The organism is Bacteroides sp. UBA939 (genome assembly GCF_002293435.1).
Taxonomy (GTDB): domain Bacteria; phylum Bacteroidota; class Bacteroidia; order Bacteroidales; family Bacteroidaceae; genus Bacteroides.
In genome coordinates, this window is record NZ_DBDF01000219.1 from 1 (window position 1) to 26,195 (window position 26,195).

A 26,195-nucleotide genomic window follows, 5' to 3' on the forward strand; every position below is an offset into this window, starting at 1 on the left:
TAAAAGAAAGATAAAACTCTGTGCCTCTGTGTCTCTGTGTTTAATTAAAGAAAAAACTCTGCGCCTCTGTGTTTAATAATTCATAATTCAAAATGTCTCCGTGTCTCTGTGTTTGAATCACCGCTAAGTTCTCATTTATAGTAAAAATAATTATTACGAAGTACTTACACTATGAATAATGTATGCTAAGAGCATTGAACATTATTATTCAATAAGCGTTAAATATTCAACTGCGGAACGATAGGAACGCGACTTGCTGAAAAAACGAAGAATTATATAAAAGGATTACTTATGCCACAAATTTTAGGACATATCTCTCAGGTTATCGGACCGGTGGTAGACGTGTATTTTGAAGGTACGGATGCCGAATTGATGCTTCCGAGCATTCATGATGCATTGGAGATTAGACGTTCAAACGGTAAAAGGCTGATCATTGAAGTACAGCAACATATTGGCGAAAATACGGTAAGAACCGTAGCCATGGATAGTACGGACGGCTTGCAGAGAGGTATGAAAGTATATCCCACAGGTGGACCAATCACTATGCCGGTGGGTGACCAGATCAAAGGTCGATTAATGAACGTAGTAGGCGACTCTATTGACGGTATGAAAGAATTGGATCATACCGGAGCTTATCCGATTCACCGCGACCCTCCTAAGTTTGAAGATTTAACCACTGTAGAAGAGGTGCTTTACACAGGCATTAAAGTTATCGACTTGCTCGAACCTTATTGCAAAGGCGGTAAAATCGGTTTATTCGGTGGAGCCGGTGTAGGTAAAACCGTACTTATTCAGGAACTCATCAATAACATTGCCAAGAAACAACATGGCTTTTCCGTATTTGCCGGTGTAGGAGAACGTACGCGTGAAGGTAACGACCTGTTGCGTGAAATGATAGAATCCGGTGTTATTCGCTATGGCGAGGAATTCAAGAAAAGCATGGAGGAAGGACACTGGGACTTGTCTAAAGTTGACTATAACGAAGTGGAGAAGTCGCAGGTAAGTTTGATATTCGGCCAGATGAATGAACCTCCCGGCGCCCGCCAGTCTGTGGCGTTGTCCGGACTAACGGTAGCTGAGTCATTTCGCGACCAGGGTGCACAGACAGACGGCCCGCGCGATATCCTGTTCTTCATTGATAATATATTCCGTTTCACCCAAGCCGGTTCCGAGGTTTCGGCATTGCTGGGGCGCATGCCTTCCGCTGTAGGTTACCAACCGACATTGGCTACTGAAATGGGTGCTATGCAGGAACGTATAACTTCCACGCGCAGCGGTTCAATTACTTCCGTGCAAGCTGTATATGTGCCTGCCGATGACTTGACGGATCCGGCGCCCGCCACTACTTTTTCGCACTTGGATGCTACTACCGTATTGAGCCGTAAGATTACGGAATTGGGTATTTATCCCGCCGTTGATCCTCTGGAGTCTACTTCACGTATTCTTGATCCGCATACCGTGGGAGAGGAACATTATGAAGTGGCGCAGCGTGTGAAGCAGATTCTCCAGCGTAATAAGGAGTTGCAGGACATCATTTCCATCCTCGGCATGGAGGAATTGTCTGATGCCGACCGTACGGTCGTGAACCGTGCACGCCGTGTACAGCGTTTTTTATCGCAGCCGTTTGCCGTTGCCGAACAGTTCACAGGCGTGCCGGGAACAATGGTTTCCATAGAAGATACAATCAAAGGTTTCAAGATGATTCTGGATGGTGAAGTCGACTATCTACCTGAATCTGCTTTCCTGAATGTGGGTACGATTGAAGAGGCTATTGGGAAGGGGAAGAAGCTATTGGAGCAAGTGGGGAAGTAGTTAGTAGTTAGTAGTAAGTAGTTAGTAGTAAGTAGTTAGTAGTAAGTAGTTAGTAGTAAGTAGTTAGTAGTAAGTAGAATGGCTACATACAGAATTATAGAATATAGAATACAGTAGGCAGACTATTCCCTACTAACTACTATCTACTATCTACTATCTACTAACTACTATCTACTAACTACTAACTACTCAAAACATATAAACATATAAATATGCTACATTTAAACATAGTATCTCCGGAGAAGGAAATATATAATGGAGAGGTGGAAAGGGTGACGCTTCCCGGTACAATCGGAGCGTTTACTATATTGCCGCAACATGCGCCTATTGTTTCATCGCTTCGGGCAGGCAACGTAATTTATGTGCCGGCAGGAGGAGAGGAACAAACTTTTGATATTAATGGTGGCTTTGTTGAAATGAGCGGTGGAGTTGTTTCCGCTTGTGTTGATTGACATCCGGCTTCTCGCGTATGAAGTAGAGAAGAAGAAAAAAGAAAGAAAAATGAAACGAATACGTAACCTGTGTACCGGAATATTCCTGATGTTGGGAATGCTGTTTACTGCTTTGCCTGTTACCGCACAAGGTACCAAAGCAGATACGGACAGTGTTGCCGGACGGAATGAACTAAATTCTGCCGGACAGAAAGAAAATACGGTTGACGTGAAAGGTATTGTTTTCGGGCATATCGGAGATACCTACGAGTGGCACATTACCACGTGGGGAAAAACGCATGTTACTATCCCGCTACCTATTATTATATATAGCACGCAAACCGGTTGGCATGTTTTCCTCTCTTCACGTCTGGAAGAGAATGGAGGCATGTACGAAGGCTTTCGTATTGCACCTGCCGGTAGCAAGTACGAAGGTAAACTGGTTGAGCACGATGCGTCCGGAAATGAAATACGTCCTTGGGATATTTCCATAACGAAGATAACATTGGCATTGCTTATCAACAGTATCTTGCTGCTGGTTATCATATTGAGCGTGGCTCGCTGGTATCGCAGGCATTCGCAAGACAGCGCTGCACCCGGTGGTTTCGTCGGATTTATGGAGATGTTTATCATGATGGTGAATGACGATATCATCAAAGGTTGTGTAGGGCCGAAATACCAAAAGTTCGCACCTTACCTGCTGACGGCGTTCTTCTTTATCTTTATCAATAACATCATGGGGCTGATTCCCGTTTTTCCCGGTGGTGTTAGTGTAACGGGTAATATTGCCATTACTATGGTCTTGGCATTATGTACATTTGTTGCGGTAAACCTTTTCGGAACAAAAGCCTATTGGAAAGATATATTTTGGCCGGATGTACCCTGGTGGCTGAAAGTTCCCGTACCGATGATGCCTTTCATTGAATTTATCGGTATATTTACCAAGCCGTTTGCCTTGATGATTCGTCTTTTTGCCAATATGCTGGCGGGACACATGGCGATGCTGGTATTAACATGCCTGGTATTTATTTCTGCCGGTATGGGAGCAGCGCTAAACGGTACTCTTACAGTAGCATCCGTATTGTTTAACGTCTTTATGAATGCGCTGGAACTGTTGGTAGCGTTCATTCAGGCATACGTGTTCACCATGTTGTCCGCGGTATTTATCGGACTGGCTCAGGAAGAACATAAAGTATAATTAAAAGAATAAACCATTTAAAACTGAAAGTTATGTTACTATCTGTATTATTGCAAGCAACTGTGGCTGGTATCGGATTGACTAAATTGGGTGCAGCGTTAGGCGCCGGACTCGCTGTTATCGGTGCAGGTCTGGGTATCGGTAAGATTGGCGGTTCTGCTATGGAAGCTATGGCCCGCCAGCCTGAAGAATCGGGAAACATTCGTACGAACATGATTATCGCCGCTGCCTTGGTTGAAGGTGTTGCCCTGTTGGCGGTAGTGGTGTGTCTGTTAGTACTCTTCTTATAACAATATTATGTCATTGTTATTACCTGATAGTGGTTTGCTTTTCTGGATGCTTCTGTCGTTCGGAGTCGTGTTTGTAGTGTTGGCAAAGTACGGTTTTCCTGTTATTGTCAAGATGGTGGAAAGCCGTAAAACCTACATTGACCAATCGTTGGAAGTGGCAAAGGAAGCCCATGCGCAACTCTCAAAGCTGAAAGCTGAAAGCGAGAAGTTGATTGCTGATGCCAACAAGGAACAGGGGCGCATTCTGCGGGAGGCGATGCACGAGCGTGACAAGATTATTGTTGAAGCGCGTAAGCAGGCGGAAGTTGCCGCGCAAAAGGAGCTGGACGAGGTAAGAAGGCAGATACAGCAAGAAAAGGAAGATGCGATACGCGATATCCGTCGTCAGGTTGCTGTGCTCTCTGTGGATATTGCGGAGAAAGTAATCCGCAAGAATCTGGATGGGGAGCAGGAACAGATGGATATGATTGACCGTATGTTGGATGAGATATTGGCTGCTTCAAAAAATAATTGATATATGGATATAGGAATTATTTCGATGCGATATGCCAAAGCCCTGATGGAATATACCAAAGGTACGGGGGCGGAAGAACGGGTGTACGGTGAAGTGCGTATGCTGGAGCGGAGTTTCCGTAAACATCCGGATTTGCGTGAAGCGTTGGACAACCCCATTCTGACGATTCGGGAGAAGTTTTCCTTGATTTGTACCGCTGCCGTTGGCGATGGGGATGTAAGCCGGGAATTTTTCCGCTTCATTACCCTTGTGTTGAAGAACAGGCGAGAGTCGTACTTACAATACATCAGCTTGACCTATCTCAGTCTATATAGGAAGTTGAAGCATATTGGCGTGGGTAAACTTATCACGTCTGTGCCTGTGAGCCGTGAAGTATGGGAACGTATCCGTGATAGCGCCTCTACTTTGTTGCATGCCCGGATGGAATTACACACCGAAGTCGATCCTTCAATTGAAGGAGGTTTTATCTTTGATATCAACGACTTCCGGTTAGATGCCAGCGTCGCCACCCAACTCAAGAGGCTGAAACAACAGTTCATAGATAAGAATAGAAGAATAGTGTGATAGTGATAAGTGATTAGTGGTTAGTGATTAGCGAGTGATATCATTTGTTTATTAATCACTAACCACTAACCACTAATCACTAATCACTAATCACTAATCACTAAAACCTAATCACTAAAAACATGAATATAAAAGTTAGCGAAGTATCCGATATTCTCCGTCGCCAGTTGGAAGGGATTGACACCCGTGTGCAGTTGGACGAAACCGGTACGGTGCTGCAAGTCAGTGACGGCGTAGCGCGTATCTACGGATTGCATAATGCCGAGGCAAACGAACTGCTGGAGTTCGATAACGGCATTAAGGCGATTGTGATGAATCTGGAAGAAGACAATGTGGGAGCCGTATTACTCGGTCCTACGGATAAGGTCAAGGAAGGGTATATTGTAAAACGCACCAATCGTATTGCTTCTATTATGGTGGGAGAAGGTATGTTGGGGCGTGTTATCGACCCGTTGGGTGTTCCTCTCGACGGTAAAGGTCTGATTGGCGGAGAACTCAGTGAAATGCCTTTGGAGCGTAAAGCGCCGGGAGTTATTTTCCGTCAGCCTGTAAACCAACCGTTGCAGACCGGATTGAAAGCTGTAGATGCCATGATTCCTATCGGTCGCGGACAACGTGAATTGATCATAGGCGACCGGCAGACCGGTAAAACAGCTATTGCTATTGATACGATTATCAACCAGCGTGCCAACTTTGAAGCAGGCGACCCGGTATATTGTATTTATGTAGCCATCGGTCAAAAGGGTTCTACAGTAGCTTCCATTGTAAATACATTGCGCGAACATGGCGCAATGGATTATACAATTGTTGTTGCCGCCACAGCCGGCGACCCGGCGGCATTACAATACTATGCTCCGTTTGCAGGCGCCGCTATCGGTGAATATTTCCGTGATACAGGCCGCCATGCGTTGGTTGTTTACGATGATCTTTCCAAACAGGCTGTAGCTTATCGTGAAGTGTCACTGATTTTACGCCGTCCTTCCGGACGTGAAGCATATCCGGGTGATATCTTCTATCTGCACTCCCGTTTGCTGGAACGTGCCGCACGTATCATTAACCAGGAAGAAGTGGCGCGCGAAATGAATGATTTGCCGGATAGCCTGAAAGGAAAAGTAAAAGGTGGAGGGTCGTTGACGGCATTGCCCATCATTGAAACGCAGGCAGGAGACGTGTCCGCATATATTCCGACGAATGTAATTTCTATTACCGACGGACAGATATTCCTTGATACCGACTTGTTCAATCAAGGTAACCGTCCAGCCATCAACGTAGGTATTTCCGTAAGCCGTGTAGGTGGTAATGCACAAATCAAGGCGATGAAAAAAGTGGCGGGTACATTGAAGATAGACCAGGCTCAATATCGCGAACTGGAAGCATTTACAAAATTCAGCGGTGACATGGATCCTGTAACGGCGCTGACTATTGACAAAGGACAAAAGAATACCCGTCTGCTGATTCAGCCGCAGTACAGTCCGATACCGGTAGAAAAACAAATCGCCATTCTTTATTGTGGTACGCATGGTTTATTGCGCAATGTGCCATTGGATAAAGTGACTGAATTTGAACGTTCTTTCCAGGAAACACTTGAGATGAACCACCGTGCGGATGTACTTGATGTTCTGAAAAGCGGCTCCATTGATGATGACCTCTGCAAAAAGATTGAGGAGACAGCAGAGATGATAGCGAAACAATACTTGAGATAGTGTTTAGTGATTAGTGATTAGCATTTAGTGATTAGCATTTAGTGATCAGCATTCATAATTCATAATTCAAAATTCATAATTCAAAAAGATGTCCTCACTAAAAGAAGTAAAAAACCGAATAAGTTCCGTTAAGAGTACGCGCCAGATTACATCAGCGATGAAGATGGTAGCATCTGCCAAATTGCATAAAGCACAGGGGCGGATAGAGAATATGTTGCCCTACCAACAGAAGTTGAATGAGATATTGACGAATTTCTTGTCTACGGATGCCACGTTCGACTCACCTTATACGGAGGTACGGCCTGTGACTCGGGTAGCAATAGTGGTCTTTTCATCCAACAGTTCACTGTGTGGCGCATTCAATGCCAATGTACTGAAGATGCTTGAACAATCATTGGAAGAATACAAATCACTCGGCAAAGAAAACACCTTGATTTATCCCGTAGGGAAGAAAGTGGAAACAGCTATAAAAAAGCTGGGCATTACACCGCAGGGAAGTTATTCCGAAATGGCGGAAAAGCCTTCATATACAGATGCTTTTGCACTTGCCGGATTGCTGATGCAGGATTTTGTAGAGAAGAAGATTGATCACGTGGAGTTGATCTATCATCATTTCAAGTCTATGGGAGCGCAGGTGCTGACCCGGGAAGATTTTCTTCCTATCAATTTACATAAAGTAGAAGCTACTGCCGCTACCGAAGGCTCGGAACAGTGCGGATTCCATAATGACTATATTGTGGAACCGTCTATAGGTCAGTTGATTGCCGATTTATTACCTAAGGTGTTAAGCCAGAAACTATACACGGTACTTTTGGACTCTAATACATCCGAACACGCTGCTCGCACGCTTGCCATGCAAACGGCTACGGATAATGCGAATAAGTTGATACAGGATTTGACGAAACAATATAATAAGAGTAGACAGCAAGCAATCACAAACGAGCTGCTGGATATTATTGCAGGAAGTTTTAAATAAGAAACTGATTATACCTGTATTATTCATAGTGTAAGTACTTCGTTTATGAAGAGACACTTATGAATAATGCAGGCTAAGTATGAATAATACAGGTATAAGAGTATAAAAAGATGTTGCAACAAAGGTGTTATTGTACTAATTTCTATTACCTTTACGCCTCCATAATCAACACTTATCAGCTAATGGAACAAAACCACGAATTGACGCTTGCGTGGCAATTTATTGAAAATACAGGCACCCATCTTTTTCTGACCGGTAAGGCTGGCACCGGAAAAACAACTTTCTTACGGCAGCTCAAAGCCGGAAGTCCTAAGCGTATGGTCATTCTTGCTCCTACGGGCATTGCCGCTATCAATGCGGGCGGTGTGACGATACATTCCTTTTTTCAACTTCCATTTGCCCCCTATATACCCGATACTTCATTCAGTGCCGACGGTAAAGCGCAATACCGTTTCCGTTTCGGCAAGGAGAAGATTAATATTATGCGAAGCATAGACCTGCTGGTGATTGATGAAATCAGTATGGTACGCGCCGATTTGCTGGATGCCGTGGATGATGTATTGCGTCGCTTTCGTAACCGCAATAAACCTTTCGGAGGTGTACAGTTGCTTATGATAGGAGATTTGCAGCAATTGGCGCCGGTCATAAAGGACGAAGAATGGCAAATGCTGAATCGCTATTATGAAACTCCGTATTTCTTTTCCAGCCGGGCACTAAAGCAATCGGAATATTGTGCGATTGAACTTAAAACAGTTTACCGGCAAAGTGATACGTACTTCCTGGAGATGTTGAATCGTATTCGTGAGAACCGGTGTGATAAAGCCCTGTTAGATGGTTTGAACCGGAGGTATATTCCTGATTTTCAACCTTCAAAAGAAGAAGGTTACATCCGGCTGACTACTCATAATTATCAGGCGCAGCGCATCAATGATTTTGAGTTGGCACAACTGCCCGGACGCTCTTTTACATTCCGCGCTCAGATAGAAGGGAAATTTCCGGACTATTCATACCCTACGGATGAAGTGCTGGAGCTGAAACGCGGAGCACAAATCATGTTTGTGAAAAACGACTCGTCCGGTGGACATCGTTATTATAACGGTATGATTGGCGAAGTGACAAATGTATGGGCTGCGGGAATAGAAGTGCGTAGTAAAGATGGTGAAGAGGCTTTCGTATTGCAGGAAGAAGAATGGACGAATGCAAAATATGTATTGGATGAAGAAACGAAAGAAATAAAGGAAGATATCGAAGGTGTATTCAAACAGTTTCCTCTGAAACTGGCATGGGCTATCACGATTCACAAAAGTCAGGGGCTGACATTTGAACGTGCCATTATCGACGCGAGTGCATCTTTTGCGCATGGACAGACGTATGTGGCATTGAGTCGATGCAAAACGCTGGAAGGTTTGGTGCTAAGCGCTCCCTTGTCGGCAAGAGCCGTTATTAGTGACAGTGCAGTAGAAACCTTTACGGAAGATGCGCGAAGAAACGAACCTGACGAAACCCGTTACAGGCGATTGCAACAAAGTTATTTCCTGGAGTTACTATCGGAATTGTTTAATTTCGTACCGCTGGAGCAAGCGTTGAAGCGGTACGTGAGGTTGGTAGACGAGCATTTCTATAAACTCTATCCGAAGTTATTGGCGGAGTATAAATCGGAAACGGAACGTTTCCATCAGAAGGTGACGACAGTTGCGCAAAAGTTCAGTCTCCAATATACAAGGTTGGTTGATGCGGCGGAAGATTATGCTAAAGACAAGGTACTGCAGGAGCGTATTCATTTAGGGGCGGAATATTTTAAAGAACAGTTGTTGCCTTTGGATACCCTCAGAAGCAGTATAAGTGTGGAAGCTGACAATAAAGAACTCAGGAAACAACTGAAAGCTGCTGACGAGGAGTTGGAAGGCATGCTTTTGATGAAGGAAGATTTGTTGGAGTTTGTTGCCGGTAACGGTTTTTATGTTGGAGATTACCTGAAACGGAAAGCGATACTTTCCATTGATAATGCCGAGCCGGCTAAGGCTAAAGGGGAGAAACGTTCCGGTAATTCCCCGGAGAAAAGAAAGCGGAAGGCGGAAGCGGGAGAAAACGCGGGAAATAACGCAGAACGTAACTCTGAACGTAAACGGACTACTGAGGTGGTGGTTCCTTCGGACATTTTACATCCTGAACTGTACAAACGCTTGGTAGCTTGGCGTAATTCGGAAGCGTCCCAACTGGGACTACCGGTATATACGGTTATCCAGCAAAAAGCAATGTTAGGAATAACTAATTTATTGCCGGAAGACAAAGCGTCGCTTCTTCGTATTCCTTACTTCGGTAAGAAAGGGGTAGAGAAGTATGGGGACATGCTTCTGGAGATGGTACGGGAGTACAGGAAAGAGAATGGTATGAGTTTGAATTTTGAATTGGAGTGATAAGTGATTAATGTTTAGTGATAAGTGATTAGCAGTAGTATCTCTGTCAGCGAAGCTAATAGAGATACTTTTGCTTATCACTAAACATTAATCACTTATCACTGCGAAGCTCCACGTCCCCATTCATAATTCATAATTCATAATTCAAAATTCAAAATTAATCTTAAACATCAACCTTATTCCTTCTTCAAGCGTATGTGGCTGATAGCCCAGCTCCCTACGCGCCTTCTCAATACTCAATCCGCTGAATTTAGGACGCGGGGTAGCCTCATTCATTTGTTTGGTAGTAACAGGCACAATCAATGAACGATCCAGATTCAGCGTATCCGCTACACGGTATGCGATATCTGATATACTGAGACAATCCGCTCCACATATATGATATATACCACTATTCGGATGTTCTATGAGTTTCTCTATTCCTTGCGAAACATCTCCTACATAAGTCGGCGTACGCCACTGATCGGAAACAACCCGTATCTCTTCGTTATTCCGCAATCTGTTGGCTACTAATTGAATAATATTCCCGTGTTGTCCCGGCAAAGCGGCGCCATATACTACTACTACGCGCGCAATAGCATAATTATGGCACAATTCCTCAATATGCTTTTCGCCCGTTAATTTGGTAATACCATAGTAATTGACGGGAGCAGGAACATCTTCTTCCGTATAAAGACGGTCTGTGTTTCCACTGAATACGAAATCGGTTGAGAGGTGGATGAAGCGGGCGCCGGATGCCTCGCAGTGGAAAGCCAACAGCCCTACAGCAACGATATTAATATTTTCAGCTTCTTCGCGGTGTGTTTCGCAGTAATCAGGAGCGGATAGGGCAGAGGTGTTGATTACCACGTCGGGACATATATCGCGGAACAGCATTCTTTGTTCCGCCATTTGGCAGATATCTGCACGGATAAAGCTGTAATTTCCGGAACCAAATGCAATGTCGTCATGCAGGGAACAACCGGTTACGAGATAATTCTCATTACGTGATAAGTCGTTTAAGATACGGCGTCCGGTGAAACCGTTAGCGCCTATTACCAGTATTTTCTTCTTCATAATATGTTGTTAATTCAAGTCAGGAGTTAAGGAGTTATCGTTTCGCTTAGTAGTTATCAGCCCCAAGCGGGCTTAGTAGTTAAAGCCGATACTCCGTTTATGCTTTAACTGTATATATCAGTAACGATAGTATCTTTTCAATAAGCCCCAGTCTTTCCTTGTTGTACTTCAATTCTTATTCCAAACGACCCGTTTGCTGATTTCAGTTCAAAAGCGCCTTTGAAATTATTCCGTTCCCACGGCAAGGCAGAAGGATTGGGTACTCTCCAACCGTCTTTGTTATACTCTCCGTATGTATTGATACGCATACCGTTCTTCAAGCGGAAGCTTCCCATTTGCAAGTTGTGAAGTGAAGAACCGAAGCCTGTCAGCCCGAACGGATTCATACTGTATACGGTAGAATTCCCCAGGCTAAACATATCCGACAGGCCTTGCGAGTAAGTTGCATCCGGATTCAACCGGAACATAAAGCTATAGTCCTTGCTGGCATCGGGAATGCTTAAGGTAAATCTTGGCATTTGCGGCGCTGCCATTTTCATCAGGCTCATGTCCAAGAGAAAGCCATCGAAATCTTTCGTTTCCGATAATGTTATGTTATGCGTACTGTCGGCGGGTATCTCATTCTGCGCATTCACCCGAATGGCAAAAAGGCAGAAGAATATAACAAATAGTATTACTTTCATTGATACAATGGTCTTTATTCAAGGGCGAATATAAGAAATACCTGTGAATTGTGCAAATCAGGGGGGTAAGTTGAGTCATTTGTGCTTTTATGAATTATGAATTATGAATTATGAATTATGAATTATGAATTATTGAACACAGAGACGCAGAGACACAGAGTTTTTTTTCTTTTAAGAAGAGAACCTGAATAAGGGTACACAGAGAGGGCGACTACGTCGCAGAGAAAAAACTCTGTATCTCTGTGTTTAATTAAAGAGAAAACTCCGTATCTCTGTGTTTAATAATTCAAAATTCATAATTCAAAATGTCTCCGCGCCTCTCTGTTCAAACATAAATTCTCCTTTTATCTAACTCTCCTAATAGGTTTGTTTGGGGGTTCACCGCTTTCACCTTTTCGCGTAACACCCTTATTCATCGCACATAGCGGGTGAAATCACTCGGTAAAAAGTGCCCTTTTTGGGGCTTCACAGCCTTCACCCACCGTAAGTGTCACCATATTTGTCGGGATTTCAGCCGAACGGACAAATATTTATTTCCAGTCTTTTTTATTGTATTGAATTACAGGTGTTTGAACGGACAACTATAGTCGGCTTATCGGTCAACTCCAGTCGGCTTATCGGACGACTTGAGTTGACCGATAAGCCGACTGGAGTCGTCCGATTGAATCTCTGCAATTTAATTGAAATTGTGTTATATTGTGAATGAGAATTTAGGCGGGGCGGGGCAGTGATAAGTGATTAATGATAAGCTAATAGAGATACTCTTGCTAATCACTAATCACTAAACACTTATCACTGCGAAGCTCTGCTCCGCCTAAATCCTCCAAAGGTGAAGGCCTGTGAAGGCACGACCCCGCCCCACAGCCCCCACAAGCAGGGTACAAAAAAAACGCTTTCACCCGCTTTTGCCCATGAATAAGCAAACTACAGAAAAAGGTGAAACGTGTGAATGATTATTTCAAGCTTTTGTAGTATAGTGCTATTCCTTAATCCAATAATTTGCCGTAAATTTGCACCCCAAACTAAATATTATAAAATAATTATGGCAGCAAAACCAGGCATACCTAAGGGTACCCGTGACTTCTCGCCGGTAGAAATGGCGAAGCGTAACTATATATTCAACACCATTCGCGATGTATATCACCTCTATGGCTTCCAACAAATAGAAACGCCTGCCATGGAAATGCTTTCCACGCTGATGGGGAAGTATGGCGAAGAAGGCGATAAACTCTTGTTTAAGATACAGAATTCCGGCGACTACTTCTCCGGACTGACCGATGAAGAGTTGCTGAGCCGCAATGCAGCCAAACTTGCCGCCAAATTCTGCGAGAAAGGACTCCGCTATGACCTCACCGTTCCATTCGCCCGCTACGTGGTGATGCACCGCGACGAAATCACTTTCCCTTTCAAACGCTATCAGATACAACCCGTTTGGCGCGCCGACCGTCCGCAGAAGGGGCGTTACCGTGAATTCTATCAATGCGACGCCGACGTGGTAGGCAGCGACTCCCTGCTGAATGAAGTAGAACTGATGCAGATTATCGACACGGTATTCAACCGCTTCGGTATTCGCGTCTGCATCAAAATCAACAACCGTAAGATTCTGACGGGCATTGCCGAGATAATCGGTGAAGCCGACAAGATAGTGGATATTACCGTAGCCATTGACAAACTGGACAAGATAGGCCTGGGGAATGTGAACGCAGAGCTGAAAGAGAAAGGCATCAGCGACGAGGCTATCGCTAAACTTCAACCTATTATTCTGTTGAGCGGAACGAACGAAGAAAAACTGAGTACTCTAAAAGATGTGCTTGCCGGCAGTGAAATCGGACAGAAAGGGGTAGAAGAAAGCGAGTTTATTTTGAAAACCCTTGCTGCTTTTAACTTGAAGAATGAAATGGAATTGGACTTGACGCTTGCTCGTGGTTTGAACTATTATACAGGCGCCATCTTCGAGGTGAAAGCGCTGGATGTACAAATCGGAAGTATCACGGGCGGCGGGCGTTATGACAATTTGACCGGCGTATTTGGTATGCCCGGTATTTCAGGCGTAGGTATCTCTTTCGGAGCCGACCGCATCTTCGACGTCTTGAACCAACTCGATCTGTATCCAAAGGAAGCCGTGAACGGCACTCAACTCCTCTTTATAAACTTTGGTGAAAAAGAGGCTGCTTTCTCCCTGAACGCATTGGCAAAAGTCCGCGCGGCGGGTGTTCGTGCCGAAATATTTCCGGATTCATCCAAGATGAAGAAACAAATGGGTTATGCCAATGCCAAGAACATCCCGTTTGTGGCTCTGGTGGGTGAAAACGAAATGAACGAGAACAAGGTTACATTGAAGAATATGGAAACCGGAGAACAAGTGCTTGTGGCTGTCGAAGAGTTGATAAAGAAGATAAAGAAATAAAATGTATCTCTGTCAGCGAAGCTAATAGAGATACTACTGATCTCAACAATATAATAACATGCGAAACTTGAGTAATTAGCATACCTGAAGTTTCAGACCGGAACCAGCCTCAAAAGAAGCTGAAAAAAACTAAAAAAGGAGAGCCAAAACAGTTTCTTAACAAAAGAGTAAACACTTTGTAACCCTTAATGGTTATCTTTGTAGTGCAAACCTATAAAAATAATTGTTATGGATGTTTTGGAACCCAAATATTATGCGGCCGTCGGTATGGTGATGACATTAATAGCTGTGATATTCCTTTTCCTGATGGGGAATGCATTGGTACACTCCACCAAAAATTTCCGGCAGGGACATATTACGGAATTAAATTATGAAGTGGATGCGGAATCGGTAGACTTGTAACAGATAAATCTGCGTCATCCGCATTATCAGCGTCTAAAAAATAGCTTGCATAGCGTAGCAACCTAATTGAACTCTTTGCCAAAATGTCAGTTCCTCTACTGACATAATTCTAACTTTGCCCCTAACTTTGCCTTTTGGCACACTTTTCGCAATTTATTTTACGTCTCACTAAACAGAGGCGGAACATTACTATATATATAAGTATAACATATTAAAAACAAAAAAACAATGAACATTAAACCCTTGGCAGACAGAGTGCTGATACTCCCTGCACCTGCAGAAGAGAAAACAATCGGCGGTATCATTATTCCGGATACAGCAAAAGAAAAGCCTTTGAAAGGCGAAGTAGTGGCAGTTGGTCACGGTACGAAAGACGAAGAAATGGTATTGAAGGTGGGCGACACCGTTCTGTATGGCAAGTATGCCGGTACCGAACTGGATGTGGAAGGCGCTAAATACCTTATCATGCGTCAAAGTGACGTGCTCGCTGTTGTAGGATAAGAAACTGATAGGAGAATCAAAACAGTTTCTAAGTTTCATTCATTCATTCATTATTAATCCTTAATTTGTTTATCAAACTATGGCAAAAGAAATATTATTTAATATCGACGCCCGCGACCAATTAAAGAAAGGTGTCGATGCTTTGGCTAATGCAGTAAAAGTAACATTAGGCCCGAAAGGACGCAATGTGATTATCGAAAAGAAGTTCGGCGCTCCTCAAATCACCAAAGACGGTGTAACGGTAGCCAAAGAAATAGAATTGGCAGACGCTTATCAGAATACCGGCGCACAGCTGGTAAAAGAGGTAGCTTCCAAAACCGGTGATGATGCCGGCGACGGTACAACCACCGCAACCGTTCTGGCTCAGGCCATCGTGGCAGAAGGCTTGAAGAACGTAACTGCCGGTGCAAGCCCTATGGATATCAAACGCGGTATCGACAAAGCGGTTGCCAAAGTAGTTGAATCTATCAAGAACCAGGCCGAAACAGTAGGTGACAACTATGACAAGATTGAACAGGTTGCTACCGTATCTGCAAACAACGACCCGGTTATCGGTAAACTGATTGCCGACGCTATGCGTAAAGTTTCCAAGGATGGCGTCATCACGATTGAAGAAGCTAAGGGTACCGACACTACCATCGGTGTGGTAGAAGGTATGCAGTTTGACCGCGGCTACCTGTCTGCTTACTTTGTGACCAATACGGAGAAGATGGAGTGCGAGATGGAGAAACCGTACATCCTGATCTACGACAAGAAGATTTCCAACCTGAAAGATTTCCTGCCTATCCTCGAGCCGGCTGTGCAAACAGGCCGTCCTCTGCTGGTAATTGCAGAAGATGTAGATAGCGAAGCACTGACTACATTGGTAGTGAATCGTCTGCGCTCTCAGTTGAAGATCTGTGCAGTGAAAGCTCCGGGCTTCGGCGACCGTCGCAAGGAAATGCTCGAAGACATCGCTATCCTGACAGGTGGCGTTGTTATCAGCGAAGAAAAAGGATTGAAACTGGAACAGGCCACTATCGAAATGTTGGGTACTGCCGACAAGATAACCGTTTCTAAAGATAATACGACTATCGTAAACGGCGCCGGCGACAAAGACGGCATCAAAGAACGTTGCGAGCAAATCAAGACTCAGATTGTTGCTACCAAATCGGACTACGACCGTGAGAAATTGCAGGAACGTCTGGCTAAGCTGTCAGGTGGTGTGGCTGTTCTTTACGTAGGCGCTGCTTCCGAAGTGGAAATGAAGGAAAAGAAAGACCGCGTAGATGATGCATTGCGTGCAACGCGTGCCGCTATCGAAGAAGGTATCATCCCGGGTGGTGGTGTAGCTTACATCCGCGCTATTGATATTCTGGAAGGAATGAAGGGCGATAACCCTGATGAAACAACCGGTGTTGAAATCATCAAGCGCGCTATCGAAGAACCTCTTCGCCAGATTGTAGCCAATGCCGGCAAAGAAGGCGCTGTAGTAGCTCAGAAGGTTCGTGAAGGCAAAGGTGACTTTGGTTACAATGCCCGGATAGACATTTACGAGAACTTGCACGCTGCCGGCGTGGTTGACCCAGCCAAGGTAGCTCGCGTAGCTTTGGAAAACGCTGCTTCTATCGCGGGTATGTTCCTGACTACCGAATGTGTAATCGTAGAAAAGAAGGAAGATAAACCTGAAATGCCGATGGGCGCTCCCGGAATGGGTGGCATGGGCGGAATGATGTAATTCTGTCCTTTAAGAGATACAATGGTAAGAACCACTTTCCCGTCAAGGGGAGGTGGTTCTTTTTTTGTTCGCCCGGCATGTGTGTACCGCGCTGTTTGGCTATTTCATATATAAGAAGTATATCTTTGGGAAATGTGAATAAGAAACCTGTCACAGTTAACGTCTTTTTTCCTTTTATTCGTTAGAAAATAGTATATTTTTAATAAAAATTCATCCTGTTATTCTTCGTTTGTTATTTAATTAACTTATATTTGCGCTTAAATAATATTTGGTATCAACAGAGTGTTCGCCTCTTTATTCATATAACAAATGTTTATTATGTTAAAGGGGAAAAAGGTGATGATTGTTTTGCAAAATCAAAACAGTTTATAACTGAAAGAGAGTGTGAAGGGCTGACGACGATTCTTTAAATAGCGTCGAAAGCTTACTTTTACGGAACTGCAAAACTACTAAAAAGGGTTGCTCATAGAAAAAAAGAAGGGTTTTCTATGGGCAAAATCGGCAGCGGCCTGATAGCCTGAATTGTATTTGAAAAAAAGAGGCGTAGTTAATCTATTATTTAGTGATAAATAGAACTTCTTAATTAAAGCAAAATTATCTGAGTCCTAAAGATAATTCTTGCAAGTGGTTTGTTATGGATTATATAATTATAATCTGTTGATATATATGATGGAAATATGAAGGGATATTGAGATGTATATATTAATATTTATGTAACTAAATCAAAATGAGAATGAAAGAAGTATTTTTAACTAAATTCATGGAGGGACTAATTGCTGAGTTAGAGAAAGAACAGCGTAGTGGTACAGCTCATGTGTACAGAAGTACATTGAACAGAGTTCGAAAATTTATGAATGGACGCGAGATGAGTTTTAAACAGTTGACTTCAGAGTGGCTGATTCGGTTTGAGCAGAGGCTATTGTCGGAACAGTTGAAATGGAACACGGTTTCTACTTACATGCGCATGTTGCGGTCCATTTATAACCAGGCGTTGGAGCGTGGAATCGCCACATATACTCCACGTCTTTTCAGTAAGGTGCATACGGGGGTTGACAGTCCGGTAAAGAGGGCTGTATCGCCGGAAGTGATATCCAAACTGATGAAAAGTGAAAAGGAATTGCCTCAGAACCTTTCTTTCTGTCGCGATGTATTCGTTCTGCTGTTTTTGTTCCGCGGGATGTCTTTTGTGGACTTGGCGTATTTGCGCAAGTGCGATTTGCAAGGGGATGTCATTACTTACCGCAGGCATAAGACGGGGCGTAGGATGACCGTTGTGGTTTGCGCCGAAGCGATGGCGATTATCGACAAGTACAAGGATGAATTTTCTCATTCACCTTATCTTTTTCCTATAATAAAGAATCCGAATGGCAATGAATACCGGCAATATACCCGTATGTTGCGGCTGGAGAACTACCATTTGTTGGAGTTGGCCCGTTCTTTGAATATAAGGGAGCGGTTGAGCACTTACACCGCTCGTCATACCTGGGCGACTACGGCATTGCGGCAAAATTTTAATTCCAATCTGATATGTGATGCGATGGGGCATTCTTCCGTAAAAGTGACAGAAACTTATTTTCAGCCTTTCAAAGAGGCCGAGATAAATCGGATGAATCAGTCTATTATTGCATTCGTATTGTCGAAGAACGGGTAGGTGACGTATGTGTATTTCGTATTGGTAATTTCTTGATTATCAATGAAATAATTCGCCGTTACTTGGCGAGTAATAGAACATCAAATCATGCGGCAAAATTAGAGGTATTTTTTTGAATAGCAAATAAAAATGCAGAAAATATTATATTTTATAGTGATTTTTATGTAGAAAAAGCAAGTTTTGAATATTATAGGATAGTTTCTTCCCATTTGAACACAATAATAGTATAGTCCATCTTTATAGCTTTAAAGATGGAAAATGATTTCTATTGCCTAAACAATACGTAAAATTAAATTTCATAGTAGTCTGCGCATGGAGTTGTGCTAATAATGTATGCTATTATGTATGTACCGTTACTCGCCAAGTAACGGAAAAACAAAAGCTTCTGGTGAAGAAGTAAAAGTACTTTTTAGAGTAGATACCAATATTATTATTTAGGTTTTACATTATTAATTTAATTTTAAAAATTATGAGAAAGAAAATGATTTTGATGTGGTCATTGTGTGCTGCAATGACATTTAGTGCGTGTACGGAGAATGAAGAAGCTCCGGTAGTTAAGGGCGTGGATTTTGCTATCCAGTTAAAATTTGATGGAGCAAATAAGACGAGAGCTGAAGTTACGAAAACGAATGCTATTCCTGTAACTTCATGGGATATTATTGAGAAGGTGCAGTTCTTCCTTTATGGTACAACCGGTGCGGATGCCGGAGTAGTGAAATTCTCTTCTGTAGAAACACCGGGTAGCGGAGCGGATGTATCTGGAAGCAAGAAATACACGTACACAAGTGTACCGGAAGGTACTTATACGTTGGTTGCTATAGCCAGTACTACAAAAGGAAAGATGGAGAATGTCACTTCTTATGTTGGTACAAGTGCTGCAGACTGGACTAAATTCAACGTCCTTGATAAAAACATATCAAGTTTGTCCATGACGCACAAGGCTACTACTTTCCCTAGTTTCCTTTCTTCGGAATATACCGGAGCTACTGACGTGAAAGCTTTCTCGGAACCTGCGGAAATCTTTATGGGTAGTACTACGGTACAAGTGCAAGGCAATACTGCCAATATTGCTACTGTTACTCTGAAGCGTGAAGTGTCTCTGATGCGTGTACGTCTGAATATAGGGGGTAACTCTGATGTTAACTTCGCTGCGAATAATGCTATCTTGATTCGTCACTTGCCGAAGGAAATGAAGATAGCAGACGGTAATGATGGTGGAGTAAGCGCTATTTCGGTTACAAGAAATGTTCAGATTGCTACAGGGCTTAATACTGCAAACCCTGCAGTTAATACAGGATACGGTTCTGATGCGACTAAATTGAGTATTTTAAATACTGCAGAGGGTTTCACCATGTGGAAAGATATCATCGTATTCCCCAACTCCACCCGTGCTGTAGAAGCTGTTGCCGCTACCGCCGGTGGTAACGCTGATGGTTTACGCAGATACCTTATCGCTGTTTCCGGAAAAGCCCAGGCTGGTCATATTTTGGCAGACGGAACTCCCCTTGATGCTGACGGAACTGTGTACTGGTATGGTATAGTACCTGAAAAGTTCCTGCCGAATCAGATTCGTGAAGTAAACATTACCTTGAATACAGGTGGTTATACTGAACTTCCCGTTAACGAATTTGGTGACTTGGATATCACTGTTAGTACACCTATGAATTGGGATAACAACATTGTGACTTCTACCGTTAATATGTAAAAAACATCCTTCATACCTCTGATGATGATAGCAGGGAGCAGGGAAACTGGACGCAGATACTTGTTGCGCACCCCCTGCCCCCGCTATATTTTCAGTCGGAATACTAATGCATAAATTATAGAAAATGAGCAAAAACGGACTTCTCATAGTGTTGTTCACCCAGGTAGTTACTTTACTTTGGCTAACTTCGTGTACTTATGACTATTTCGAAGACGAGACCACATACCAGGTCTTTGTACCGGAAGTCCTGAATAATACTGTCAGCGACTGCCGGGTACTGGTCTACGATGCTACCGGAGCGTTGGTTGGCTCACGCTATGCCACCTATCCGGAATGGAATAAAGACCCGCGTATGGCAACCGGCCTGTTCAGTTTCAAGCTGCCTCCCGGCGAATATAATGTGTTTTGCTATACCAATACGGACAACATCCGCTTTATGGACGACCATCACACGGAGTCTTCGGCTTTTGTATTGAAGGATCATCCCTACGACGCCAACCATTACGTGCACCCTTCGGATATACATTATCAAAAATTCGACGCTGTGGTAGTGGAGCATCCGAGTATTTTAGTGACTGATACCGTGGATTTGGAGCGTTACACCGGCCGTATTACCGTACGTTTTAAGAACTTCCCCGCCGATGTATCCAGCATAAAGAATGTGCAGTTGACAGCCGAGGGCGTTTCGGTGATGCAGTACCTGAAGGATCATGAATCTGTAGCTTCCCGCCTGACTACCACCAGCCGTCTGACAGAAGACGACCGGATGTACCACCTGGATACGCTGCCTGTACAGGAAAACGCCAATATCGTGGAAGTAGACCACACTTACATGCCCTCCATCGAGAATGTACCCATGGTACTGAATTATACCTTCCTCACTGATAACGGCCTGATGGTCATGCACCTGCCTGTTGAGGTGAAAGATAAGAATACGGGTCAACCCCTGCGACTGATGTCGGGTGAACGTATCATTATTGAAGTGGACTCCTATACGGTTATCAGTATAGGTATTGTGGGCTGGGACGAAGATATCCAAACCGGAGGAAGTGTCGACCTTGGATGATAATATACATAAATAAAGAAAGAATTATGAAATTGATTGTGCGATGTATCTTGTGTCTTACGCTCCTGCTCTGTTCTATGAGTGGTGTGCAGGCGCAGAGCATAAAGGTCAATGTCCCCTTGTGGTTCACGGGGTCACCCAACATTGGCTTTGAGTATACGCTGACCCGGCAAATCACTGTGAACGGTGAAGTGGCGTGGCTACCGTATATGTTTAAGAGCGGCGAAGAAGTATTCCGCGCCCTCCAGTCTACGCTGGAACTGCGCTATTACATCAACCCGCATAACTTCTACACCAACGACTCCTGGGACGGCTTCTATGTTGGTCCTTATGCGATGTACGGCAACTTCAATATCGGTCTGTTGACGAACGACGACCCCTTGCAGAGCTTCCGCCGTATGGGTTGGGGCGTATCGGGCGGTGTCACGGGCGGATACAAGTATGCTTTTAATTCCCGTTGGGGATTGGACTTCAATCTGTGTCTTGGCTATGCGCATCTACAGTACGACAAGTACAAGTTGGGTGGCGAATACTCCGCCTTCCCTTTGGAGCGGAAGCGGACGAAGACCTGGATTGGCCCTACGAAAGTGGGCATAAGTGTTACCTATAATATATACCGTTAATGTGTACTGATAAAGAGTTGCTGAAAATGAAAAGAAAGAAGATTCAAGTTCTGTTGTCTGCTATTGCATTTCTTTTATTGCTGGGAGTTAGTGTTTCCGCCTTTGCTCAGGTACGTAAAGTAGGCCGTATGGAACGGCGGGCTGATCGCAATTTTATTAGTCAGAAATTTGATAAGGCCATGTCGCAATACGAGGTGGCTGTTAAGCGCGTGATGGATGATGATTCCAAAGCGGCGCTTCATCTAAAGGTAGCACGTTTGTACTTCATGGTCAGAGACTACAAACTTGCGTCCGAACATTATGGTCAGGCCATAGAGTTGCGCCCCAATATCCTTGGGATGGACGATGTCTGCGAGTACGTGGACGCCTTGCGTTTCCAGGGAAAGATTCGTGAGGCAGAGGCTATTTGCCTGAACAATGCCTACAAAAACATATATAGCCGTTCACAGCGTTACCAGAATACGCTGGAGGCTCTTGCCATGAGCCATTCCATTCAGGAAGAACCCGGCTACTCGGCTAAGCGCTTGTCCATGAATTCGGGTAACTCCGAATACTGGGTCGGCATTTACGGCGACCAGCCGTTCTATGCCATGAGCTACAGCCAGTTCAATGACCCGCGTAAAACGTTTTTCCATCGCACCCTCTACTATGAGCTGGATGCGAACGAGGATGCCGGAAACAATAAATCCCAGAAACCGCCCAAGCGTTATGACTATTTCAACCGGATTCCTGCCGACTTGCAGAATGGCCCGGTTACTTTCTCCTCCAATATGGACATGATGGTGACAACGGTTATCGAATACGATATAGCGCGGACATCGGTTGCCATGGCGGATAAGAAATTCCGTCCGTTCCGTACCAAATTATACTACTCCATATTGAAGAACGAGAAGAGCCGCTTCTCCAGATATATTCCGGTGTTGCCGCAGGAATCAGTGGCTTCGTACGCCCATCCTTATTTGTTTAATAATGGTAAGTCTCTGCTGTTCGCTTCGGATATGGCAGGCGGTCACGGAGGATTCGACCTCTACGTTGTTCACTGGAACGACGAAACCCAGTCGTGGGGAGCGCTCGTGAACCTGGGCGCCGAGATTAATACCGAGGGCGACGAAATCTTCCCCGTATTCTTTAAGGGACGGCTCATCTTCTCCTCCAACGGTTTGGCAGGCTTCGGCGGCTACGACCTGTTCAGTTGCGCTTTTGATAAGGACGGTATCATGCCGGGCGGCGTCAGTCATTACCCTTACCCGGTGAACTCCGTGTTCAACGACTATTATATGTGCCCCATTGACTTGCAGAGCGCCTATTTCGTTTCCGACCGCGCCATGGAGTCGCAGGACGACATTTACTACCTGCGCACCATGGAAGACCTGGGCGTTCAGCGCGAGAAACCCTTTTACGGCATGAGCGAAGAAATGGCTGTTCTTGGCGGGTCGTTGTTGCTGAAGGGAGCTACGGAAAATGTCCGTAAGGAGACTGTCTCTTTGAAGAAGTTTGTTCCGGACGGTCTGTTGCTGACCCTCTATTTTAACTTCGATTCGGATGCATTGACAGAAGAGTCTGTCCGTCGCCTGAATGTATTTGCCGAAGAGATGGGCGGTTATGACCTCTCCGAACTGAAGTTCGACGGTTATGCCGACGAAATGGGTAGTGCAAACTACAACTACGAGCTGTCCGGTCGCCGTGCACAGCGTGTTGCCGAGTACCTCCGCGAACTTGGCGTGGATGTGAACTTTATGATTGAAGCCCGCGGCAGAACGAAGCTTTCTCCTGAAGAAGTGAAGGAAGAAGTAGGAAGCTACGTCTGGAAAGAGAGAGATATTGACTGGATACGCGTGAACCGCCGTGCCAGACGCGTGGAAATATATAACAAGAGGTAGAAAATTTAAAAGAAAACGAGATATGAAGAAGAGAAGAACTCATAGTGTGTGGATGTTGCTCCTGTTGGTTGCCACACTCTGTCTGCCGGCGAAGGCACAATATATGCCGGTGGTGTTTGATAAACAGTATGGTGATGCAAACCAGATCCAGCAAGTATGTCCGTTGCCCGGTGACGAAACCGTTATCCTGGGTAAGGAAGGAAAAGTATTCAGCCTGACGTGGTTAGACCGTTTGGGCGAAGTTGTTTTCTCGTTACCATTGGCGGGATTTACAAATATCAGTGAAGTGACCGAAGTCGACAACGGCTGTGTGTTGATTGTAGGACAGTCGTCTCCGCAGAATGTTCGCAGCAAGAAGGACCAGGCTCTGCTTAGCGGCCGTGCCATTGTGGTAAACCGCAAGGGACTGCTCGTGCAGAATATTTATGCCGGCGAACAGGGTAGCGAACTCCTGAAAGGAACGCTGCTGCGGGACGGCTCACTGGTGCTCTCGGGCACTGAACCCAAAACTACCGGTGAACGCCAGGGTATATTGGTGAAAACGGATAAGACCGGTAAAGTACTTTATAACTATAAGAATGCCGGAAGCGGCTATTGCAACCAGTTTGTTGTGATGGGCAACGCTACGGAATATATATGTGCCGCCTTTACGGGCGACCGCGAGAAGGAGCAAACCATCATCGTCCGCCTGGATGACAAAGGCAAGCCCTACTATACCACCACCATCCCTGCAAAGAAATACGTGGTGACCGGCCTTCATGCCAATATCAACGAAGGCTCGGTCATCATCACCGGCAATTCTCCGGTAGAGGGTGGTGTTATCTATAAGATACGCCCTGAGGGAGATATCGTATTCGGTAAGACCCTGATTCCCGCAAGCCAGGGAGTAGCCCTGCTGAACCACCTGCGTGTTGCCCGCAACGGCAATATCCTGGTTGGCGGTAGCGGCGACAGAGGTTACTACGCCCTGCTTCGTAACGACGGAACAGCCCTCTATTCCGGCTCCTCCACCGGCCAGGTGAAGGGCTTGGGCATGAACCTGTCCACGGGCGAATCGGTGGTGACTACTTACGATATGAATGCCCGCCGCGGCACATTCGTCCGCATCCAGTCAAGCGGAAAGGCGGAGTTTGAACGCACAATAGACGGTAACTTCAACATGGTGCGCGTAGACAATAACGGCGAAGTGCTGTTGCTGTCGTCAGATGAAGGACGTGTTTGCATGTACTCGGGCACAGGCCAGAGGGAGTTCGACCGTTACGTGACCGACAACCAGCCTACCACTTTCCGCCAGGCGTTTACCACCGTATCCGGTGAGTTGATGTTCCTCGGCAAGGGCAGCCGCCTGGTGAAACTGGGTCACGGGCTTTATGTATCCGATGTGAAGATTACGAAGCCGGTAGTCGGAACAGCCACGGCTGTGTTCACTATCACCCTGACAGGTTATGCCACTACCAGAGAAGGCGCACCCGTGCCCGTAACTGTGGGCTATGCCACCCGCGAAGTCTCGGCTACTATGGCTAACAACTATATTCCCGTAGAAGGCAAACTCTCGTTCACTCCTTCCCGCGGTTCGTCGGGCAAGTATCTGGTGAAACAGGATATCGAGGTGCCCATCAAGGCGAACGACCTGGTGGAAGGCGTGAAGAACTTCGAGCTGGTACTGTCTGATGTGCAGCAGAGTTATCTGGTGAAACCCGTAGGCGAAGCTGTTATTGACGACCAGCAGGCAGTTGTGAAACTGGTTCGCACCGAGCGTGGCGAAGAAGGAAGCAAGGACATTGTGTACGAGCTGGGTCTGTTCAAGCCGGACGGTACTTCGCTGGTGAATGCTACCGGCGCCAATATCATCGTCGACGGTATGTACGGCGAAGGCACTACGGATGCGCTTGACTTTGATATGGGCTTGACGCCGCGAGTGGTATTCGCTAATGGCGCCCGCAAGTCTACGTTCAATGTGAAGACGCTTGAAGATACCCGTTACGAGCTTCCGAAGACGGTTATTGTGAATTTCAACAAGACCCATTGCCTGAGCGGTTCTAATGTAACGTTCGATGGCGAGATGTTGAGTTGCAGCGGCGTGGTTGTCGACCAGCCGGCGCGTTTGGCTATTGCTTCGCTGGGCGACCATCGAGTTAATAACAACGTAGTATCCGGCTTCTTCACCGTATCCCTGCTTCGCGCTTCGGACGGGGCGTTGCTGACTAACACTACCGGCAGCGACATCGTTCTCGATTGTGCAACCCTGCCCGATGCCACGGCTAAGGAAGGCAAGGACTTCGTATTCACGAACCTGCACGACCTGCGCATCAGTGGTGATGGTAACCACAGTTCTACGAATGTGAACGGTGTAATCCTCTATAGTACAGATACTGCCGAGAAGCAAGTTAAGCTGAAAGTGAAGTCTGTGAAGCAGCCTGCCGGGGCACAACCGGTTAGTGTGCTGGATACGGAAAGCACGGCAGATTTCACGATAAGAAAGTAAAGTATAATATGATAATTTTTTAGACGCGGATGACACGAATGACACAGATTTAAATACAGAGACACAGAGTTTCTTTGTCTTAATGATTAGCAGACTATCTCTATTCTCCTCCTC

The 26,195-nt window shown here is 45.1% G+C and carries 21 protein-coding genes; 19 read left to right on the forward strand and 2 right to left on the reverse strand.

Translation table 11 applies throughout. The features are described 5' to 3' along the window. Positions 1-291 precede the first annotated feature (291 nt). The 9 genes from atpD to B2Z67_RS14400 all read left to right on the forward strand — a co-directional run bounded on the left by atpD (position 292) and on the right by B2Z67_RS14400 (position 9,905). Positions 292-1,812 (forward strand): F0F1 ATP synthase subunit beta, encoded by a 1,521-nt coding sequence (atpD, locus tag B2Z67_RS14360; protein ID WP_291530529.1) that lies wholly within the window; start codon positions 292-294, stop codon positions 1,810-1,812. A gap of 206 nt (positions 1,813-2,018) precedes the next feature. Continuing rightward, a complete protein-coding gene (gene atpC / locus B2Z67_RS14365; RefSeq protein ID WP_291530548.1) occupies positions 2,019-2,264 on the forward strand; it encodes an ATP synthase F1 subunit epsilon in 246 nt (81 codons plus the stop codon). Positions 2,265-2,313: 49 nt separating this feature from the next. Continuing rightward, entirely contained in the window at positions 2,314-3,441 is a 1,128-nt protein-coding gene (atpB, locus tag B2Z67_RS14370; RefSeq protein ID WP_291530530.1) for a F0F1 ATP synthase subunit A, read from the forward strand. Between the two features lie 32 nt (positions 3,442-3,473). Next, complete coding sequence (gene atpE, locus B2Z67_RS14375; RefSeq protein WP_291530531.1) at positions 3,474-3,731, forward strand: ATP synthase F0 subunit C; 258 nt, start codon at positions 3,474-3,476, stop codon at positions 3,729-3,731. A gap of 7 nt (positions 3,732-3,738) precedes the next feature. Continuing rightward, positions 3,739-4,245, forward strand: coding sequence for a F0F1 ATP synthase subunit B (gene atpF / locus B2Z67_RS14380; RefSeq protein WP_291530532.1), 507 nt, complete (start codon positions 3,739-3,741; stop codon positions 4,243-4,245). 3 nt (positions 4,246-4,248) lie between these two features. Next, positions 4,249-4,809, forward strand: coding sequence for a F0F1 ATP synthase subunit delta (locus B2Z67_RS14385; protein ID WP_291530533.1), 561 nt, complete (start codon positions 4,249-4,251; stop codon positions 4,807-4,809). Positions 4,810-4,931: 122 nt separating this feature from the next. Further along, positions 4,932-6,512: a F0F1 ATP synthase subunit alpha gene (gene atpA, locus B2Z67_RS14390; protein WP_291530534.1), complete on the forward strand. Its 1,581-nt coding sequence runs from the start codon at positions 4,932-4,934 to the stop codon at positions 6,510-6,512. Between the two features lie 88 nt (positions 6,513-6,600). After that, the gene (locus tag B2Z67_RS14395) at positions 6,601-7,488 is read left to right on the forward strand and encodes a F0F1 ATP synthase subunit gamma (RefSeq protein ID WP_291530535.1); all 888 of its coding nucleotides are present in this window, start codon (positions 6,601-6,603) and stop codon (positions 7,486-7,488) included. Positions 7,489-7,670: 182 nt separating this feature from the next. Then, positions 7,671-9,905 (forward strand): HRDC domain-containing protein, encoded by a 2,235-nt coding sequence (locus B2Z67_RS14400; protein WP_291530549.1) that lies wholly within the window; start codon positions 7,671-7,673, stop codon positions 9,903-9,905. Positions 9,906-10,049: 144 nt separating this feature from the next. Here the strand turns inward: B2Z67_RS14400 and B2Z67_RS14405 are convergent, their stop codons facing one another. Together B2Z67_RS14405 and B2Z67_RS14410 are read right to left on the reverse strand one after the other, a co-directional pair. Further along, the gene (locus B2Z67_RS14405) at positions 10,050-10,961 is read right to left on the reverse strand and encodes an SDR family oxidoreductase (protein WP_291530536.1); all 912 of its coding nucleotides are present in this window, start codon (positions 10,959-10,961) and stop codon (positions 10,050-10,052) included. Between the two features lie 137 nt (positions 10,962-11,098). After that, positions 11,099-11,644: an occludin gene (locus tag B2Z67_RS14410; RefSeq protein ID WP_291530537.1), complete on the reverse strand. Its 546-nt coding sequence runs from the start codon at positions 11,642-11,644 to the stop codon at positions 11,099-11,101. 1,042 nt (positions 11,645-12,686) lie between these two features. Between B2Z67_RS14410 and hisS the strand changes: the two genes are divergently transcribed. From hisS to B2Z67_RS14460, 10 genes are all read left to right on the forward strand, one after another. Then, positions 12,687-14,051 carry a histidine--tRNA ligase gene (gene hisS / locus B2Z67_RS14415; RefSeq protein ID WP_291530538.1) on the forward strand — a complete coding sequence of 455 codons (1,365 nt, stop codon included), beginning with the start codon at positions 12,687-12,689 and terminating at the stop codon, positions 14,049-14,051. 228 nt (positions 14,052-14,279) lie between these two features. Beyond that, the gene (locus tag B2Z67_RS14420; protein WP_291530539.1) at positions 14,280-14,453 is read left to right on the forward strand and encodes a hypothetical protein; all 174 of its coding nucleotides are present in this window, start codon (positions 14,280-14,282) and stop codon (positions 14,451-14,453) included. Between the two features lie 228 nt (positions 14,454-14,681). Continuing rightward, positions 14,682-14,954, forward strand: coding sequence for a co-chaperone GroES (locus B2Z67_RS14425; protein ID WP_291530540.1), 273 nt, complete (start codon positions 14,682-14,684; stop codon positions 14,952-14,954). Positions 14,955-15,033: 79 nt separating this feature from the next. Then, positions 15,034-16,671, forward strand: a complete 1,638-nt coding sequence (groL, locus tag B2Z67_RS14430) for a chaperonin GroEL (RefSeq protein ID WP_291530541.1) — start codon at positions 15,034-15,036, stop codon at positions 16,669-16,671. A gap of 733 nt (positions 16,672-17,404) precedes the next feature. Further along, positions 17,405-18,322: a tyrosine-type recombinase/integrase gene (locus B2Z67_RS14435; protein ID WP_291530542.1), complete on the forward strand. Its 918-nt coding sequence runs from the start codon at positions 17,405-17,407 to the stop codon at positions 18,320-18,322. Positions 18,323-18,791: 469 nt separating this feature from the next. Beyond that, positions 18,792-20,027 carry a FimB/Mfa2 family fimbrial subunit gene (locus B2Z67_RS14440; protein ID WP_291530543.1) on the forward strand — a complete coding sequence of 412 codons (1,236 nt, stop codon included), beginning with the start codon at positions 18,792-18,794 and terminating at the stop codon, positions 20,025-20,027. Positions 20,028-20,151: 124 nt separating this feature from the next. Beyond that, positions 20,152-21,093 (forward strand): FimB/Mfa2 family fimbrial subunit, encoded by a 942-nt coding sequence (locus tag B2Z67_RS14445; protein ID WP_291530544.1) that lies wholly within the window; start codon positions 20,152-20,154, stop codon positions 21,091-21,093. Between the two features lie 26 nt (positions 21,094-21,119). Further along, entirely contained in the window at positions 21,120-21,716 is a 597-nt protein-coding gene (locus B2Z67_RS14450; RefSeq protein ID WP_291530545.1) for a DUF3575 domain-containing protein, read from the forward strand. A 26-nt stretch (positions 21,717-21,742) separates the two neighbouring features. Next, complete coding sequence (locus B2Z67_RS14455; protein WP_291530546.1) at positions 21,743-23,596, forward strand: OmpA family protein; 1,854 nt, start codon at positions 21,743-21,745, stop codon at positions 23,594-23,596. Between the two features lie 22 nt (positions 23,597-23,618). Then, entirely contained in the window at positions 23,619-26,081 is a 2,463-nt protein-coding gene (locus B2Z67_RS14460) for a Calx-beta domain-containing protein (protein WP_291530547.1), read from the forward strand. Positions 26,082-26,195: the final 114 nt, after the last annotated feature.